The sequence below is a fragment of the Avibacterium sp. 21-586 genome, from assembly GCF_026226775.1.
Lineage (GTDB): Bacteria > Pseudomonadota > Gammaproteobacteria > Enterobacterales > Pasteurellaceae > Avibacterium.
The window spans coordinates 386,106-404,673 of sequence record NZ_JAKKOD010000002.1 but is presented as its reverse complement, the minus strand read 5'-3'; the positions used below and the strand labels follow the sequence as shown (position 1 = coordinate 404,673).

The 18,568-nt window shown below is 42.9% G+C and carries 13 protein-coding genes, 1 tRNA gene, 3 rRNA genes and 1 pseudogene; 2 read left to right on the top strand and 16 right to left on the bottom strand.

The window, feature by feature from the left end; genetic code table 11:
- The first annotated feature begins 5 nt into the window (after window positions 1-5).
- On the top strand, window positions 6-1,298 hold the full coding sequence (aroA, locus tag L5B71_RS09655; protein WP_265758154.1) for a 3-phosphoshikimate 1-carboxyvinyltransferase: 1,293 nt from the start codon (window positions 6-8) through the stop codon (window positions 1,296-1,298).
- Window positions 1,299-1,363: 65 nt separating this feature from the next.
- Here the strand turns inward: aroA and gshAB are convergent, their stop codons facing one another.
- From gshAB to trmJ, 9 genes are all read right to left on the bottom strand, one after another.
- Window positions 1,364-3,640 (bottom strand): bifunctional glutamate--cysteine ligase GshA/glutathione synthetase GshB, encoded by a 2,277-nt coding sequence (gshAB, locus tag L5B71_RS09650; RefSeq protein ID WP_265758153.1) that lies wholly within the window; start codon window positions 3,638-3,640, stop codon window positions 1,364-1,366.
- A gap of 185 nt (window positions 3,641-3,825) precedes the next feature.
- Window positions 3,826-4,164: an ISC system 2Fe-2S type ferredoxin gene (fdx, locus tag L5B71_RS09645; protein WP_265758152.1), complete on the bottom strand. Its 339-nt coding sequence runs from the start codon at window positions 4,162-4,164 to the stop codon at window positions 3,826-3,828.
- A 5-nt stretch (window positions 4,165-4,169) separates the two neighbouring features.
- The gene (gene hscA / locus L5B71_RS09640; RefSeq protein WP_265758151.1) at window positions 4,170-6,035 is read right to left on the bottom strand and encodes a Fe-S protein assembly chaperone HscA; all 1,866 of its coding nucleotides are present in this window, start codon (window positions 6,033-6,035) and stop codon (window positions 4,170-4,172) included.
- A gap of 11 nt (window positions 6,036-6,046) precedes the next feature.
- A complete protein-coding gene (gene hscB, locus L5B71_RS09635) occupies window positions 6,047-6,565 on the bottom strand; it encodes a Fe-S protein assembly co-chaperone HscB (protein WP_265758150.1) in 519 nt (172 codons plus the stop codon).
- An 11-nt stretch (window positions 6,566-6,576) separates the two neighbouring features.
- Window positions 6,577-6,900: an iron-sulfur cluster assembly protein IscA gene (gene iscA, locus L5B71_RS09630; RefSeq protein ID WP_265758149.1), complete on the bottom strand. Its 324-nt coding sequence runs from the start codon at window positions 6,898-6,900 to the stop codon at window positions 6,577-6,579.
- 62 nt (window positions 6,901-6,962) lie between these two features.
- Window positions 6,963-7,346, bottom strand: a complete 384-nt coding sequence (gene iscU, locus L5B71_RS09625; RefSeq protein ID WP_265758148.1) for a Fe-S cluster assembly scaffold IscU — start codon at window positions 7,344-7,346, stop codon at window positions 6,963-6,965.
- A 21-nt stretch (window positions 7,347-7,367) separates the two neighbouring features.
- A complete protein-coding gene (locus L5B71_RS09620; RefSeq protein ID WP_265758147.1) occupies window positions 7,368-8,582 on the bottom strand; it encodes an IscS subfamily cysteine desulfurase in 1,215 nt (404 codons plus the stop codon).
- Between the two features lie 57 nt (window positions 8,583-8,639).
- Window positions 8,640-9,110: a Fe-S cluster assembly transcriptional regulator IscR gene (iscR, locus tag L5B71_RS09615; protein ID WP_265758146.1), complete on the bottom strand. Its 471-nt coding sequence runs from the start codon at window positions 9,108-9,110 to the stop codon at window positions 8,640-8,642.
- 68 nt (window positions 9,111-9,178) lie between these two features.
- Window positions 9,179-9,904, bottom strand: a complete 726-nt coding sequence (trmJ, locus tag L5B71_RS09610) for a tRNA (cytosine(32)/uridine(32)-2'-O)-methyltransferase TrmJ (protein ID WP_265758145.1) — start codon at window positions 9,902-9,904, stop codon at window positions 9,179-9,181.
- 172 nt (window positions 9,905-10,076) lie between these two features.
- On the opposite strand from trmJ, the gene suhB reads away from it, so the two are divergent.
- A complete protein-coding gene (gene suhB, locus L5B71_RS09605) occupies window positions 10,077-10,880 on the top strand; it encodes an inositol-1-monophosphatase (RefSeq protein WP_265758144.1) in 804 nt (267 codons plus the stop codon).
- A gap of 1,031 nt (window positions 10,881-11,911) precedes the next feature.
- Here suhB and L5B71_RS10625 read toward each other — a convergent pair.
- From L5B71_RS10625 to gmhB, 7 genes and pseudogenes are all read right to left on the bottom strand, one after another.
- Window positions 11,912-12,103 (bottom strand): IS1/IS1595 family N-terminal zinc-binding domain-containing protein, encoded by a 192-nt coding sequence (locus L5B71_RS10625; RefSeq protein ID WP_442780750.1) that lies wholly within the window; start codon window positions 12,101-12,103, stop codon window positions 11,912-11,914.
- 14 nt (window positions 12,104-12,117) lie between these two features.
- A pseudogene (locus L5B71_RS09590) lies at window positions 12,118-12,363 on the bottom strand (transposase); the annotation flags it as partial.
- A 64-nt stretch (window positions 12,364-12,427) separates the two neighbouring features.
- A 5S ribosomal RNA gene (rrf, locus tag L5B71_RS09585) occupies window positions 12,428-12,543 on the bottom strand.
- Window positions 12,544-12,665: 122 nt separating this feature from the next.
- Window positions 12,666-15,564 (bottom strand): 23S ribosomal RNA (locus L5B71_RS09580).
- Between the two features lie 215 nt (window positions 15,565-15,779).
- Window positions 15,780-15,855 (bottom strand) — tRNA-Glu (locus tag L5B71_RS09575).
- A 97-nt stretch (window positions 15,856-15,952) separates the two neighbouring features.
- Window positions 15,953-17,493 (bottom strand): 16S ribosomal RNA (locus tag L5B71_RS09570).
- The 16S, 23S and 5S rRNA genes sit together here with 1 tRNA gene alongside, the layout of an rRNA operon.
- 368 nt (window positions 17,494-17,861) lie before the next feature.
- Window positions 17,862-18,416, bottom strand: a complete 555-nt coding sequence (gene gmhB / locus L5B71_RS09565; RefSeq protein WP_265758143.1) for a D-glycero-beta-D-manno-heptose 1,7-bisphosphate 7-phosphatase — start codon at window positions 18,414-18,416, stop codon at window positions 17,862-17,864.
- Between the last annotated feature and the right edge of the window lie 152 nt (window positions 18,417-18,568).

Genomic DNA, 18,568 nt, shown 5'->3' with positions numbered 1-18,568 from the left:
GGAATATGGAAAAATTAACGCTACAACCTATTTCATTTGTGGAAGGAGAAATAAATCTCCCTGGTTCAAAAAGTTTATCCAATCGTGCCTTGTTATTAGCCGCGCTTGCCAAAGGCACAACGCAGGTGCGAAATTTGCTCGATAGCGATGATATTCGTCATATGCTCAACGCCCTACAAGCCCTTGGGGTGAAATATCAGCTGTCCGAAGATAAATCGGTCTGCGAAATCGAAGGCGTTGGTGGCGCATTCCAATGGCAAAGCGGCTTATCCCTTTATTTAGGCAATGCCGGCACGGCAATGCGTCCTTTGAGTGCCGCATTATGCTTAAAAGGCGAGCAACCTGCGGAAGTGGTACTGACGGGTGAACCAAGAATGAAAGAGCGTCCGATTAAACATTTGGTGGACGCATTACGTCAAGTTGGCGCAAATATTAGCTATTTAGAAAATGAAGGCTATCCGCCTATCGCCATTCAAAATAGCGGGTTAAAAGGCGGAAAAGTGCAAATTGAGGGCTCAATTTCTTCGCAATTTTTGACCGCACTTTTAATGGCTGCACCGCTTGCGGAGGGGGATATGGAAATTGAAATTATCGGAGATCTGGTTTCCAAGCCTTATATTGACATCACCCTTGCAATGATGAAAGATTTTGGCGTCAACGTGCGTAACGATGCCTACCGCACGTTCTTTGTACAAGGCAACCAGAGTTACATCTCACCAAAACACTATTTAGTGGAGGGCGATGCGTCTTCCGCCTCTTATTTCCTTGCAGCAGGTGCAATTAAAGGAAAAGTGAAAGTCACCGGCATTGGTAAAAATTCCATTCAAGGGGATCGTTTATTTGCCGATGTGCTAGAAAAAATGGGCGCAAAAATCACGTGGGGAGAAGATTTCATTCAAGCGGAAAAAGGCAATCTCAAAGGCATTGATATGGATATGAACCATATTCCCGATGCTGCGATGACAATTGCCACAACTGCGCTTTTTGCCGATGGAGAAACAGTGATCCGTAACATTTATAACTGGCGTGTAAAAGAAACTGACCGACTTAGTGCAATGGCCTCCGAGCTACGCAAAATCGGTGCAGAAGTGGAAGAAGGCGAAGATTACATTCGTATTCAGCCTTTGGAGCTCGCTAAATTCCAACTTGCTGAAATAGAAACTTACAACGATCACCGAATGGCAATGTGTTTCGCCCTTGTAGCGCTTTCCAACACACCTGTTACCATTCTTGATCCAAAATGCACCGCAAAAACCTTCCCAACGTTTTTTGCAGAGTTTACAAAAATCACAAAATAATACGCTCATAAAAGAAACAAAAATAAGCCCAACGCTTTTGCTTGGGCTTTCAAATAGAGCATTTTTTATAACGATAATTCTGGGAACAACATTTTTATCACGTCCAAAGTAAGACGGCGGGATTTTCCTGAGTAAGGGAAAATATGCATCATCATCATTGGATTAAAATTGGCTTCGATTACGCCCCAAGATTGTAAACTTGGCTCAGCGGGCTTGTGGAGATCAGGAATAATGAGATCCACGCCACAAACTGCAGCGCCCATTGCCTTGGTGATGCCAACGGCGAGCGCTTTATAGCTCGGGTGCATTTCATCGGTCATATCAATGCTATCACCGCCTGTGCTGATATTGGAATTTGCGCGTAACTGCACAATGCGTCCTGCTTCAGGAATGCTATCCACCGTTAAGCCTTGCTCTTTGAGTTGCAGTTTTTCAATATCGCCAAGGGCAATTTTTTTCAATGGTGTACGACTGCCATCGCCACGCAATGGGTGATCGTTTTTCGCCGCGACCAATTCTGCCACGCTGTGTTTGCCATCGCCCACCACATTGGCTGGCACGCGTAATAACACGGCAAGGGTTTCATCACCTAGCACGAAGAAACGATATTCCGTGCCGCTTAGATAATCTTCCACCATCACTTCTTTATCTTCACGGAAGGCAATTTCAATGGCTTTCGCAAAATCTTCGCGGTTGCTAACACCCTGTTGGAAAATGGTGATGCCTAAGCCGTAATTGGTGGATTTTGGCTTAATCACCACGGCGCGCCCTTCAAATAAGCCGTAATTCGCAATGGCTTGTTCGGCGGAGGTAAATTCCAAACTTTGTGGCACGTTAAAGCCTGCTTTATGCAACACTTTTTTGGTTACCACTTTGTTTTCCATAATTAATGGTGAAATGTAGCTGTCTTTTGAGGTCATATTGCCGTTTTTCACATATTCAATATGATCGCCCACTTGCAAGCATAGGAACTGATCCTGCTCGTCCAAAATTTCTGTTTTAATGCCTTTTTGGATCAAATCAAACAATAACGCTTGAGTGGATAATTCCATCTTATCGAAGGCTTCCAATGCATAAAAACGCGCAAAGGCATTGGCTTTGTATTGCTGTGCAAGGGTTGCTCCTAGACGTTGATAATCTCCAGCCTTTTCAATAGCTTGAACTAAACGTCCACCAAGGGTTAAAGTAGGATCAGCAAACTGTTGTAATTTTTGTTGCACAATTTCACTGATTTCTTGCGGTGCGTGAATATCTTGCAACATTGCTAATAATTGGTTTAATAATTGTTCGCCTTCTGCTGTATATCGCGTTGGTGAGAGAGGATTTTCTAATGCCACTTCAGCCAGTCTTGCTTTGCCTAATTCCACGCCATTTTGATCCACGGTTTCATCAAGCCAAATCATTAATAAGACGAAATAATGGATAAATTTCGCATCAGCAAGGGAAATGCCATATTGTTCAAATGGGTTAAGATCGAACAATCTAAATTCTAAATATTGGATACCACTCTTGAGTAATTCGCGAGCTTTTTTTGCACCACGCAAACGCACGTTAGAATAAAATTCTTTTTCTGCGATAAGCTTGCCTGTTTTTACCCAATGCTCAAGGCTTTCCACATAGCTTTCAATACTATCAAAAGACACTTTAATTTCAGGGTCATTCACATAACCATATTGGCTTGAGCGCAGACTACGCACATATTGCCCTGCTTTTAATGGGTTACCTTGTTTGAAATAATTGTCTTGCACTGTTGGCGTTGCAGCCAGCAAATAAAGTAAAACCCATTGATAACGAAGGAAATTCTTCGCCATTTTGAGATATAAATCATTCTGAAATTGCACCGCACTTTGATATTCTGACTGTGCTTTGAAAAGCGTCTGCACCAATTCAGGATCAAGCTGGAAGTTATAGTGAATGCCACTTACCATCTGCTTATTTTTGCCATAAGATTTCACTAAATGTTCGCGGTAAGCTACATCTTCAGCATTATCTAACTGCGCCACTTTAATTTGCTCTTCAGGTGGTAAACCTGCCGGCATACTCAAAGGAAACAAATATTCATTTTCTGGCAAAGAACGCAACACCACTTCATGAATAGTAGAAAGCCAGCGTAAGCTATCTTCCAATGTTTTTTGTGGAGGGGTAATAAGTTCTATTTGACTCTCGGCAAAATCTGTCTGAATATAAGGATGATATGAGCGATTGCCAAAAACCTTAGGGTGTTCAGTGGTAACGATAGCCGCATCTGCGTGTACACGCTGACTTTCTTTTTCAATCCCAAATGAGCCTTGTTGGAATAACAGACCGAGATGATTTTGCTTAATGGTTTGTTGGATTTTCATATTTTTCCTTCTATTCAAGGTCAGGACAATGCTGACTATTATCTAAGCTCATTATTAAAAAGGCAAAAACTAAATCTTTATGAGTTATATCGATTTGATCTTAAACAAGCTACTGCGTATTTTGCCATAAAATAGATAGGCGGATTTTACTCCGCCTTAAGTTAGTTTTTTGCTTTAAGCTATGATTAATGTTCTTCTCTTGCATGGTTTAAGCTATATTTTGGAATTTCTACTACAAGATCTTCATTACCAATTTGACATTGGCAGCTTAAACGGCTATCGACTTCTAAGCCCCAAGCCTTATCGAGCATATCGTCTTCCGCTTCACTACTTTCATTTAAGCTATCAAAGCCTTCGCGAATAATTACATGGCAGGTTGTACAAGCACAGGATTTATCACAAGCATGCTCAATTTCAATGCCTGCCTCTAAGGCAACATCTAATAAATTATCTCCTTCGGTGGCATCTACCACCATTCCTTCTGGACAAAAAGTTTCATGAGGTAAAAAAATCACTTTAGCCATAATCACTATTCCTTAAAATTCTCAACGTCATCAATAGAGTGCCCTGAAAGTGCCGTCCTGATTGATTTATCCATACGGCGTGCGGCAAATTCTTGCGTGGCACGATCCAAGGCTTTAATTCCTTGTTTAATGGCAAGGCTATCTTGTTGTTGTACTAATGTCTGCAGTGAAATTAACGCATTTTTCACCGCTCTTAATTCTTCATCATTAAGCAAACTTTCGTCTTGTTGCAAAGCAGAATGCACGCTTTCAATCACCCGTGTTGCTTCGACACGTTGTTCAGCAAGTAAGCGTGCTTGAATGTCCTCTTTGGCGTTTTCCATTGAGGCTTTCAGCATTGTGGCAATTTCTTCATCGGTTAGCCCGTAAGAAGGCTTCACTTGAATAGAAGATTGCACACCAGTGGATTTTTCCATTGCGGTTACGCTCAGAAGACCGTCTGCGTCCACTTGGTAAGTAACGCGAATATGTGCCGCCCCTGCCGCCATTGGCGGGATACCACGCAAGGTAAAACGTGCAAGGGATCGGCAATCTGCTACCATTTCACGCTCACCTTGTACAATATGCACGCTCATTGCGGTTTGACCGTCTTTAAAGGTAGTGAACTCTTGCGCTCTAGCCACAGGAATGGTAGTGTTGCGTGGAATGATTTTTTCCACTAAGCCACCCATTGTTTCAATTCCTAAGGAAAGCGGGATCACGTCCAGTAGCAGCATTTCGCTATCTGGCTTGTTACCCACTAAAATATCCGCTTGAATAGCCGCCCCAAGCGCCACAACTTTATCAGGATCGATAGACGTTAATGGTTCACGTTGGAAAAATTCACCTACTTTTTCACGCACAAATGGCACACGAGTTGAACCGCCCACCATCACCACTTCTCGTACATCTTGCGGGCTAATGCCTGCATCTTTTAATGCACGGCGACACGCCATTAATGAGCGTTTCACCAAAGGCTCAATGAGCTGATTAAAACTTTCGCGGCTAAGTTCACCTTGCCAATTTTGATATTCAATGTGGCTGCTTTGCACATCAGACAAATGAGTTTTCACCTGCTTCGCTAAATTCCAAAGTTCACGGGTTTGTTGATCATTTTTCGGTGCAATGCCAGATTGTTCCACGATCCAATCGGCGATGAGATGATCGAAATCATCACCGCCCAATGCCGTATCACCGCCCGTAGCCAGCACTTCAAACACGCCTTTGGATAAACGCAAAATGGAAATATCAAAGGTGCCGCCACCCAAATCATAAACCGCAATGACGCCTTCTTGTCCGCTATCTAAGCCATAAGCAATCGCCGCAGCCGTAGGTTCGTTGAGTAAACGTAATACGTTTAACCCTGCCAATTTCGCTGCATCTTTGGTGCTTTGGCGTTGTGCGTCATCAAAATAAGCTGGCACAGTAATCACCGCCCCTTGTAATTCCCCGCCTAGACGTTTTTCTGCAAGTGCGGTCAATTTTTTCAGAATTTCGCTTGAAACTTCAATAGGGCTACGCACGCCTTGCGCGGTTTCAAATAAAGGCAAACCATTTTCACTTTGCTGAAAACGATAAGGCAAATTCGGGTAGCGATTCTGCACGTCCGCCAATGAACGCCCGATTAAACGCTTAACAGAAATAATGGTATTTTGCGGATCAAGACTGGCTAATTCCCCAGCCTCATCCCCCACAAGCACGGGCTGGTTGGCTGAAAAATTAACAATTGAAGGCGTTAATACGCGCTCTTTTTCGTCCAATAAAATTTCTGCCATTCCACTGCGCACGCTCGCAACAAGGGAATTGGTTGTACCAAGATCAATACCCACCGCTAATTTATGTTGGTGCGGTGCACTGTTTTGCCCCGGTTCCGCAATTTGTAATAAAGCCATTGTTATTCTCTTTAAAAATCCATTAAGTTGTCTTCAATGCGTTCAACTTCAAGTAACAGTTTTTTGATAAAACGTAAACGATCCGTCAGCATTTGTGCAGTTACCCAATCTTGTGTGGAAAGTGCGCTGTTTAATTGACTTAAAATTTCCTGCCGTTGTACGCTAATTTGATCTGAAAACTGCATTAGTACATCGCTGTCTTTCTGCTGTTCAATGTCTTCAAGCGCTTCGCGCCATTGCATTTGTTGCATTAAAAATGCCATATCTTGGCTGGTTTTTTCTTCCACATTTTGGCTACCTAAATGCAAGGCGATAATGCTATCGGCACGGGAAATAGGATCTTTTAATATTTGCAAGGCATCATTCACTTCTGCCGATTTTTGCATTGCTAAACGCTGTTCTTGCGTTGAACGATGTGCAAAATTATCTGGATGTAGGGATTTTTGCAATGCCAAATAACGGGTATTCAAGAGATCAAGATCAAGTGAAAATGCCAGCGGCAAATCAAACAATGCAAAAGGATTGGTCATTGCTGTTCCTATTAAACGTTAAAACTTTCACCGCAGCCACATTCATCTTTCACGTTAGGATTAGTGAATTTGAACCCTTCGTTTAAGCCTTCTTTGACAAAATCAAGTTGTGTGCCGTTGAGATACACCAAACTTTTGGTATCCACGATCACTTTCACTCCGTGATCTTCAAAGACTTGATCATCGTCGTTTAAGGTATCCACAAATTCAAGCACATAAGCCAAGCCTGAACAGCCTGAGGTTTTAATACCTAAGCGTAACCCAATGCCTTTGCCACGATTAGCAAGGAAGGTTTTGACGCGATTTGCTGCACTTTCGGTTAATGTTACGCTCATAAGGTTCTCCACAAAATAATGAAAAGTGCAGTTAAATTTCACCGCACTTTTATTTGCTTAAATTATTCGTCGCGTTTTGCTTTGTAATCTGCAATAGCTGCTTTAATGGCATCTTCTGCCAAAATTGAGCAATGCACTTTTACTGGTGGAAGTTCTAATTCTTCCGCAATTTGGCTATTTTTGATAGCTTGTGCTTCATCAAGAGATTTACCTTTCACCCATTCAGTAATAAGTGAGCTTGATGCAATGGCAGAACCACAGCCGTAAGTTTTGAATTTCGCATCTTCAATAATGCCGTCATCATTCACTTTAATTTGTAACTGCATTACATCACCACAAGCAGGTGCCCCCACCATTCCGCTTCCCACGCTAGGATCTTTTTTATCGAATGAACCTACATTACGCGGGTTCTCATAATGATCGATTACTTTGTCGCTATATGCCATTTTTCTGTTCCTTTTAGTAAATTAATGGTGAGTCCACTCAATTGAGTTAAGATCAATGCCTTCTTTGAACATATCCCATAATGGGGATAATTCTCTTAATTTTTCTACCGCACCTTTCACCAGATTGATGGTATAGTCAATTTCTTCTTCGGTGGTATAACGTCCCACAGTAAAACGGATTGAGCTATGTGCCAGCTCATCGTTTAGCCCCAACGCACGCAATACATAAGATGGCTCAAGGCTGGCTGAAGTACAAGCTGAGCCTGATGAAACCGCAATATCACGCAACGCCATCATTAAGCTTTCACCTTCCACATAGTTGAAACTGATATTTAGGTTATTATCCACACGGTGTTCCATTGAACCATTCAGATAAGTTTCTTCAATGTCTTTTAAGCCATTGTACAAACGATCACGCAATGCTTTTAAGCGTGGCATTTCGGTCGCCATTTCTTCTTTACAAATGCGATAGGCTTCCCCCATCCCCACGATTTGATGAACAGGCAATGTACCTGAACGCATACCACGTTCATGGCCGCCACCGTGAATAATCGCTTCTAAACGAACACGCGGTTTACGGCGTACATATAACGCACCAATCCCTTTTGGCCCGTAAAGTTTATGGCTTGACATAGACAGTAAGTCCACATTTAATTCCGCTAAATTAATCGGCAATTTACCGACGCTTTGCGTTGCATCGGTGTGGAAAATAATTTTGCGCTCACGGCAAAGATCACCAATAGTTTTAATATCTTGGATTACACCAATTTCGTTATTAACGTGCATAATGGATACTAAAATGGTGTCATCACGCATCGCATTTTTTAATTCGTCTAAGTCAATTAAACCGTCTGATTTTGGTGTTAAGTAGGTGACTTCAAAGCCCTCACGCTCTAATTGACGACAAGTATCTAGCACCGCTTTGTGTTCTGTTTTGCAAGTGATAATGTGCTTGCCTTTGCTTTGATAAAAATGCGCAGCGCCTTTAATTGCAAGGTTGTCTGCTTCTGTTGCACCTGAAGTAAACACGATTTCACGACTATCCGCACCGATTAAATCCGCAATGTGATTACGTGCTACATCCACGGCCTCTTCTGCTTGCCAACCAAATTTATGAGAACGTGACGCAGGATTCCCAAACGTACCTTCAATGGTTAGAAACGCCATCATTTTTTGGGCAACACGCTCGTCCACAGGACAAGTTGCCGCATAATCTAAATAAATAGGTAATTTCATTCTACACTCCTAAAAATCTGCATATTCACACCGCGCTTTATTTTTTACTACGAAAGACTAAGCGCTTTCATTTAACACGACCAAGTTGTCAAAATCTTTATGATGACGGTGTTTCGGCTTTTCCTGATAATATTTTTCCACCAATTCAGCCAAGGTAATTTCATTTAAAAAATTTTCAATGCGCTGGCTGAGTTCATCCCATAAAGAATGGGTTAAACATTGCTGCCCCCCTTTGCAATCCCCTTGTCCTAAACAACGGGTTACGGTGATATTTTCATTCACCGCCGCAATGATCATACCAATCGAAATTTTATTGCTCGGCTGGCCAAGCTGATAACCACCACCAGGACCACGCACACTTTTCACTAAACCGTGGCGGCGTAATTTTGCGAATAATTGTTCTAAATAAGAAAGGGAAATATGCTGCCTTTCTGAAATATCAGCCAAGCTAACGGGGCCATTTTCAGTATTTAATGCAATATCTAAAATCGCAGTTACAGCATAACGACCTTTTGACGTTAATTTCATCTTCTACTTCCTTCTTGCAATTAGGCGGTTATCTTACATAACCTTCTAAATTAGTCAACTATTCCCCATTAAGATTCTAACTTTTTTTCCACCGCACTTAACATTCCGCGTAGAATATTTAATTCATTTTTTTCCACTTCAGCGCGCAAATATAGACGTCTTAATTTTTGCATAACACCTTGATTTTGAATAAAACCTAGCTGTTGATAAAGACGTTCTGTATGGGCAAAAAAGAATTCCAATTCCTGTGCTGTTGGATAGGTGTTTTCTATTGATGAAAGAGATAAATCCATATCTTTTTGATTTTCTTCTAGCCATACCATTCGCAACTCATAGCATATCAATTGCACTGCCATCGCTAAATTTAGCGAAGAATAATCTGGATTGGCAGGAATAGTTAAATGATAACGACATTTCAGCAATTCTTCATTGGTTAGCCCAATGCGCTCTCGTCCAAACACGATGGCGACGTTATGCTGTTTAGCAAAGGCTATGGTTTTTTCCGCACAAGCACGGGGTTCAAGCAAGGTACTTTGTAAATGGCGCAGGCGTGCGCTTGTACCAATAACGAACTCACAATCTGCCACTGCTTGATCAAAGGTTGGCACGATAACCGCATTCTTCACCACCTCATCAGCACCTGCTGCTAACGCAATGGCTTGATCATCAACACCTTGCTTTGGCGCAACGAGATAAAGCTGGCTTAATCCCATTGTTTTCATTGCACGTGCCGCTGATCCAATATTACCGCTATGAGAAGTTTCTACTAGTACAATGCGAATATTTTCTAACATTTTGATCCTGCATTATCTGACTATAAATTGTGGTTATTCTAGCACAATACCCACAAAGTGCGGTCAGAAATAGGAAAATTTTTCATGTCCAACAGGGTTTTTCTCGCTTTTTGCTTAAAAAATCACTATAATTCCCGCTCTTGAATGATGTTCTTTAAAATCTGGTGGAAATATGAATCCAATGTTAAATATCGCTATTCGTGCGGCACGAAAAGCAGGCAATATTATTGCTAAAGGTTATGAACGCCGTGATGACATTCAAACGGTGGCAAAAAGCGCCAATGATTTTGTTACCAATATTGATAAAGCCTCTGAAGCAGCTATTATTGATGTAATCCAAAAAGCCTATCCTGACCATACCATTATTACCGAAGAAAGTGGTGCGTTGGAAGGTAAAGAAAGCGATGTGCAATGGGTGATTGATCCACTAGATGGCACGACAAATTTCATCAAAGGATTACCGCATTTTTCTGTTTCTATCGCTGTTCGTGTGAAAAACAGAACCGAAGTAGGTGTCGTTTATGATCCTATCCGTAATGAGCTTTTCACTGCTGTGCGTGGACAAGGCGCCAAAATCAACGAACTTCGCCTGCGTGCTGAAAATACCAGACGTGAATTACAAGGCACAATCTTAGCCACTGGTTTCCCATTCAAAAAAATGTCTGCAATGCCAACGCAATTTGCTATGATGGCCAATCTTGTCAATGAAAGTAAAGTGGCCGATTTCCGCCGTACAGGTTCAGCAGCATTAGATATGTGTTATGTGGCAGCTAACCGTGTTGATGGCTATTTTGAAATGGGCGTGAAGGCTTGGGATATTGCAGCAGGTGATCTTATCGCCCGCGAAGCTGGGTGTTTAGTAACCGATCTTGAAGGTGGACATAGTTATTTAACATCAGGTAATGTTATCGCTGCGCCAGCACGTTTAGTAAAAGAAATAATAAATCGAATTCAACCTTGTCTAACTAAAGAATAATTTAGGGACTATCCTAGGTAACTAGGCTAAACATCCCTTAATCGATTGTTTTAAAAAATTTTAGATTTTAAGTTACTGTCATTAAAACCCCATTCGTATTCCCAAAAGTACAATTCCAAATGTACTTTTGGAATACAGTTAAACATCGATAAATGGTGTTTAGCCTTGCTAAATAGGTATAATGATCAATTCTAAAATGTTTAAATTCATTCACATCTAACACATCATAGCTGTGATAATCTCTGAACAAACAACAAACACTATTAAGAAATTTGGCATAGTAGACAAAAGCGTTGGTTTTATCCACTCTTTTTGTTTAAAAACTCTTTATAAACATAATGTTATGAGCTCTTGTTAAGCCGTTATGAATAGCAAGTTTTTGCTTGAATTCTTTAAATAATCCTTCTAGACGATTGTTATTTTTCAATACACAAAGCCTCCTGTTTTTCATAGATGAAAAGATAATTTTGATAATGTTTTAGACTTGTATAAGCACTTCGAACATAACGATGTTTATAGGGATAATAGCCTTTCTCTGTCGGGGTATCTGAACGTTCTTACAAGAAGGTTTTATGTACTAAATACCAGTAATGTAATAGCTGATAAAAACGGTTGTAATCACTTTTTTACTAATACTTTTAGCGCTTTTCCAGCCTCCGATTAATGCGTTTTCCTCAACTTTTTCATCACGATTGCGACCATATGAAATTGATACATTTGAGTGGGGGGATTGAATAAATCCTTTAATAAATCTCCTATGCCGTTACAAGTAATTGATTGAATTATATAGCCCTTTTCTCTCAATTTGCTCATTGCAACTTTGTAATAACTGTCTTTTTCTGTCGTACAATTTGGTGATAAACAACCTGTCATGATAATGAATCTAAGAAGACCATTACACCAAGATCTCGACCACCAAAAAGTGGTATCAATAAGTAAATTTAAGTACTGATTTGATGCTGGTCTTAATCTAGATTTTGGCACTTTACCAATATGTGCCTTTGGACGCTTCTAATAGAACATTGGTGTGCTTAGGCCAGTTGCTGATAAGTCTGTTTCTTGGTGGTATATTCATACCAAAGTTGAGTAGAATTTAATCGTTTAGTGAGAGAAAAGGTCTTATGGCAATGCGTACATGTATAGCGTTGAACACCATTTTTCTTGCCATATTTTTGATATGCTTGAACTTGAGCAAAAAGTGCATTTTTAGGTTCATATTTCAAAAAATGGTCTATAACTAAACCAAATTCCCTTTAGCCAATTGTTTTAAGTAGGAAATCTGAATTTTTATGTCACTGCAATTAAAATGCCATTTGCATTCCTTTAAATAAAACTCAAAATGCGCTTTTGGAATCCCCTTAAACTTGCGTAAATGGCGTTTTACTTGACTCCAAAAATTCTCAATTCCGTTAATGTGATGATGATTTTCAGCAAAATGTGTGCTGTGATTGATACCAAAATGACTAAATTCACTTACATCAATTTCTTTTTAACCACATAAAAAAAACGCCACTGAGTTCCCTCAATGGCGTTCTTCTTCATTCAATACCTGGCGGTGCCCTACTCTCACATGGGAATATCCCACACTACCATCGGCGTTACAGCGTTTCACTTCTAAGTTCGGCATGGATTTAGGTGGGTCCACTGCACTAACGCCGCCAAGATAATTCTTTCTATTCTTTAAGTCCTTTCTCTTAGTTCATAACTTCTATTATTTCGTTATCTCACTAAGTATTCTTACTCTTCCTTCTCAATCAAAAACAAGCCAAAACCCTTGAGCGTTGTATAGTTAAGCCTCTCGGGCAATTAGTACCGGTTAGCTCAACGGCTCACACCGCTTACACACCCAGCCTATCTACGTCTTAGTCTCAAACAACCCTTACAGCCTTATAGACTGGGAGAACTCATCTTGAGGCAAGTTTCGTGCTTAGATGCTTTCAGCACTTATCTCTTCCGCATTTAGCTACCCAGCAGTGCCTCTGGCGAGACAACTGGTACACCAGTGATGCGTCCACTCCGGTCCTCTCGTACTAGGAGCAGCCCCTCTCAATTCTCCAACGCCCACGGCAGATAGGGACCGAACTGTCTCACGACGTTCTAAACCCAGCTCGCGTACCACTTTAAATGGCGAACAGCCATACCCTTGGGACCTACTTCAGCCCCAGGATGTGATGAGCCGACATCGAGGTGCCAAACACCGCCGTCGATATGAACTCTTGGGCGGTATCAGCCTGTTATCCCCGGAGTACCTTTTATCCGTTGAGCGATGGCCCTTCCATTCAGAACCACCGGATCACTATGACCTGCTTTCGCACCTGCTCGACTTGTCTGTCTCGCAGTTAAGCTTGCTTATACCATTGCACTAACCTGACGATGTCCGACCGTCATTAGCAAACCTTCGTGCTCCTCCGTTACTCTTTGGGAGGAGACCGCCCCAGTCAAACTACCCACCAGACACTGTCCGAACACCCGTTTCAGGCGCTTCGTTAGAACATCAAACGTTAAAGGGTGGTATTTCAACAACGACTCCACGATAACTGGCGTTACCGCTTCATAGTCTCCCACCTATCCTACACATCAAAATTCAAGGTTCAGTGTCAAGCTATAGTAAAGGTTCACGGGGTCTTTCCGTCTAGCCGCGGGTACACCGCATCTTCACGGCGATTTCAATTTCACTGAGTCTCGGGTGGAGACAGCCTGGCCATCATTATGCCATTCGTGCAGGTCGGAACTTACCCGACAAGGAATTTCGCTACCTTAGGACCGTTATAGTTACGGCCGCCGTTTACTGGGGCTTCGATCAGGAGCTTCTCTTTCGATTACACCATCAATTAACCTTCCAGCACCGGGCAGGCATCACACCCTATACGTCCACTTTCGTGTTTGCAGAGTGCTGTGTTTTTAATAAACAGTTGCAGCCAGCTGGTATCTTCGACTGGTTCATGCTCCATCCGTATAGAACTTCACACTACGCCAGCGCACCTTCTCCCGAAGTTACGGTGCTATTTTGCCTAGTTCCTTCACCCGAGTTCTCTCAAGCGCCTGAGTATTCTCTACCTGACCACCTGTGTCGGTTTTCAGTACGGTTTAGATAAACCTGAAGCTTAGTGGCTTTTCCTGGAAGTGTGGTATCAATTACTTCAGCACCTTAGTGCCTCGTCATCATCTCTCAGTGTTTATAGTGAACCGGATTTGCCTAATTCACCCACCTACCAACTTAAACGTACATCTCCAACAGTACGCTAACCTAACCTACTCCGTCCCCACATCGCAGTTTATCCAAGTACGGGAATATTAACCCGTTTCCCATCGACTACGCTTTTCAGCCTCGCCTTAGGGGCCGACTCACCCTGCCCCGATTAACGTTGGACAGGAACCCTTGGTCTTCCGGCGAACGGGTTTTTCACCCGTTTTATCGTTACTTATGTCAGCATTCGCACTTGTGATACGTCCAGCAATCCTCTCGAACCACCTTCTTCCGCTTACACAACGCTCCCCTACCCAACAGTATTACTACTGATGCCGCAGCTTCGGTACTATATTTTAGCCCCGTTACATCTTCCGCGCAGGCCGACTCGACTAGTGAGCTATTACGCTTTCTTTAAATGGTGGCTGCTTCTAAGCCAACATCCTAGCTGTCTAAGCCTTCCCACTTCGTTTCCCACTTAATATAGATTTTGGGACCTTAGCTGGCGGTCTGGGTTGTTTCCCTCTCCACGACGGACGTTAGCACCCGCCGTGTGTCTCCTGTGCATTACTCTTTGGTATTCGGAGTTTGCATCGGTTTGGTAACCCGGGATGGGCCCCTAGCCGAAACAGTGCTCTACCCCCAAAGGTATTCACACAAGGCTCTACCTAAATAGATTTCGGGGAGAACCAGCTATCTCCCGGTTTGATTGGCCTTTCACCCCCAGCCACAAGTCATCCGCTAATTTTTCAACATTAGTCGGTTCGGTCCTCCAGTTAGTGTTACCCAACCTTCAACCTGCCCATGGCTAGATCACCGGGTTTCGGGTCTATACCTTGCAACTCTTCGCCCAGTTAAGACTCGGTTTCCCTTCGGCTCCCTTATTCAGTTAACCTCGCTACAAAATATAAGTCGCTGACCCATTATACAAAAGGTACGCAGTCACCCTTTCAGGCTCCCACTGCTTGTACGTACAGGGTTTCAGGTTCTATTTCACTCCCCTCACCGGGGTTCTTTTCGCCTTTCCTTCACAGTACTAGTTCACTATCGGTCAATCAGGAGTATTTAGCCTTGGAGGATGGTCCCCCCATCTTCAAACAGGATTCCTCGTGTCCCGCCCTACTTGTCGTAAGCTTAGTACCATCACCAATTTTTTAGATACGGGATTATCACCCTCTATGATTGAGCTTCCCAGCTCATTCTCCTAAATCAATGACTATCACTTACTGGCTACTCCGCTTTCGCTCGCCGCTACTCACAGAATCTCGGTTGATTTCTTTTCCTCGGGGTACTTAGATGTTTCAGTTCTCCCGGTTCGCCTTGTTTACCTATTTTATTCAGTAAACAATGATAGGTTCTTCACCTATCGGGTTTCCCCATTCGGACATCGTGGGTTAAACGCTTCTTATCAACTCACCCACGCTTTTCGCAGATTAGCACGTCCTTCTTCGCCTCTGATTGCCAAGGCATCCGCCCTGTACGCTTTCTCACTTAACTATACAACCTCAAGGATTCTCTCCCCGAAGCTATATCCATTCTCGTTGAGAACGCTTACTTGCTTTTGTTCAAGTAAGTCTTCTTCTACTCAGACTTTTTCAACTTAATAAGATATGGTCTTCTCATCCCATCATCTCATCAGCTTGAAAGTCTCTTCAGTTTTCAGCTTGTTTTTACATTGTTAAAGAGCAAATCGCTAAAAAATTAGCTTTAAATGGCGTCCCCTAGGGGATTCGAACCCCTGTTACCGCCGTGAAAGGGCGATGTCCTAGGCCTCTAGACGAAGGGGACTACATGTAAAGGTAATCTCTACGCAACATTCAGTTTCGCTATTCTGTCTAACATCAATCATCACAATCTGTGTGAGCACTCATCTTCCCTGTTTCGTTAAGGAGGTGATCCAACCGCAGGTTCCCCTACGGTTACCTTGTTACGACTTCACCCCAGTCATGAATCATACCGTGGTAAACGCCCCCCTCGCGGTTAAGCTATCTACTTCTGGTACAACCCACTCCCATGGTGTGACGGGCGGTGTGTACAAGGCCCGGGAACGTATTCACCGCGACATTCTGATTCGCGATTACTAGCGATTCCGACTTCATGGAGTCGAGTTGCAGACTCCAATCCGGACTTAGATGCACTTTCTGAGATTCGCTTACCCTCGCAGGCTCGCTTCCCTCTGTATGCACCATTGTAGCACGTGTGTAGCCCTACTCGTAAGGGCCATGATGACTTGACGTCATCCCCACCTTCCTCCAGTTTATCACTGGCAGTCTCCTTTGAGTTCCCACCCGAAGTGCTGGCAACAAAGGATAAGGGTTGCGCTCGTTGCGGGACTTAACCCAACATTTCACAACACGAGCTGACGACAGCCATGCAGCACCTGTCTCATAGCTCCCGAAGGCACAAACTCATCTCTGAGCTCTTCTATGGATGTCAAGAGTAGGTAAGGTTCTTCGCGTTGCATCGAATTAAACCACATGCTCCACCGCTTGTGCGGGCCCCCGTCAATTCATTTGAGTTTTAACCTTGCGGCCGTACTCCCCAGGCGGTCGATTTATCACGTTAGCTACGGGCACCAAGCTTAAAGCCCAATCCCCAAATCGACAGCGTTTACAGCGTGGACTACCAGGGTATCTAATCCTGTTTGCTCCCCACGCTTTCGCACATGAGCGTCAGTACATTCCCAAGGGGCTGCCTTCGCCTTCGGTATTCCTCCACATCTCTACGCATTTCACCGCTACACGTGGAATTCTACCCCTCCCTAAAGTACTCTAGCGACCCAGTCTGAAATGCAATTCCTAGGTTAAGCCCAGGCCTTTCACATCTCACTTAAGTCACCGCCTGCGTGCCCTTTACGCCCAGTTATTCCGATTAACGCTCGCACCCTCCGTATTACCGCGGCTGCTGGCACGGAGTTAGCCGGTGCTTCTTCTGTGGCTAACGTCAAATCAGCGTGCTATTAACACACCAACCTTCCTCACCACCGAAAGAACTTTACAACCCGAAGGCCTTCTTCATTCACGCGGCATGGCTGCGTCAGGGTTTCCCCCATTGCGCAATATTCCCCACTGCTGCCTCCCGTAGGAGTCTGGGCCGTGTCTCAGTCCCAGTGTGGCTGGCCATCCTCTCAGACCAGCTAGAGATCGACGGCTTGGTAAGCCTTTACCTCACCAACTACCTAATCCCACTTGGGCTCATCTCATGGCAGGTGGCTAAAAGTCCCACCCTTTAATCTTCCGATTCTATGCGGTATTAGCCATCGTTTCCAATGGTTATCCCCCTCCATAAGCCAGATTCCCAAGCATTACTCACCCGTCCGCCACTCGTCAGCATCGAAAGCAAGCTTTCAACCCGTTACCGTTCGACTTGCATGTGTTAAGCCTGCCGCCAGCGTTCAATCTGAGCCATGATCAAACTCTTCAGTTTAATCTTCTCAATTCGTACACTAACTAAGCTATATGATTCAATTACATTAAATCACTATGAATTTCAGTTAAGCACTTATCGTTTATAAATCTTTTAATTTACACAGTATCAACAAGTGCCCACACAGATTGTCTGATTGATTGTTAAAGAGCAAAAAACAACGACGCGATTTGTATCAGTCTACTTTTACAACGTCGCGTCGTTGTCTGCCGCGTATTATAGACATCTACGAAATCTTTGCAAGCCTTTTTTTGCAAAAAAATTGCAAATAATGCGAAAAATCATTGCAACTGATTATTTTAAAATCACACCGATGATTTATTAGGCTAAGCGCGGTGGAAAATTAGCAAAATTTTCACCGCACTTTATTATTTCTTAAGTTTCTTTATTAGTCCTGGCAAGTCTGCCACGCTATTTATCACAATGTCTGCGGATTTCTCACTTTCTTCGGTTACTGTTTTTCCTGTTCGCACCAAGACACAGGTTTTTACGCCAGCCCTTTTACCAGCTTGCATATCTTCTTTTTTATCTCCCACTATAAAAGACTGCGCGGGATCAATATTCAATTCTTTAATTGCTTGTAATAACATTCCTGACTTTGGCTTACGACAATCGCAATCTTCTTTATATTCGCCTTTACCGTCTGGGTGATGCGGACAATAATAGATGCCATCAAAATCCACACCGCGATCAGCCAGCGACCAATCCATCCATTCTGTGAGTTGTAGGAATTGTTGCTCAGAAAAATAACCGCGCGCAATACCTGACTGATTAGTTACCAGCACCAATAAATAGCCCATTACTTTTAATTGCTGTAATGCTTCAATGCTACCCTCGATAAATTGGAAATCATCAATTTGATGTACATAGCCGTGATCAATGTTGATCGTACCATCTCGATCTAGAAAAATCGCTTTATTCACATTCTGATCCTTATTTATCTCTATCCTTATTTGTGCCATTATGACTTAATTTTGTTCTAACTAATAGCTTAACATTCTAAAAATGTTATGAATAAATATTGACATAGCAATCTAGACGTCTAAAATACGGAAAAACTTAAATTTAAGCATTT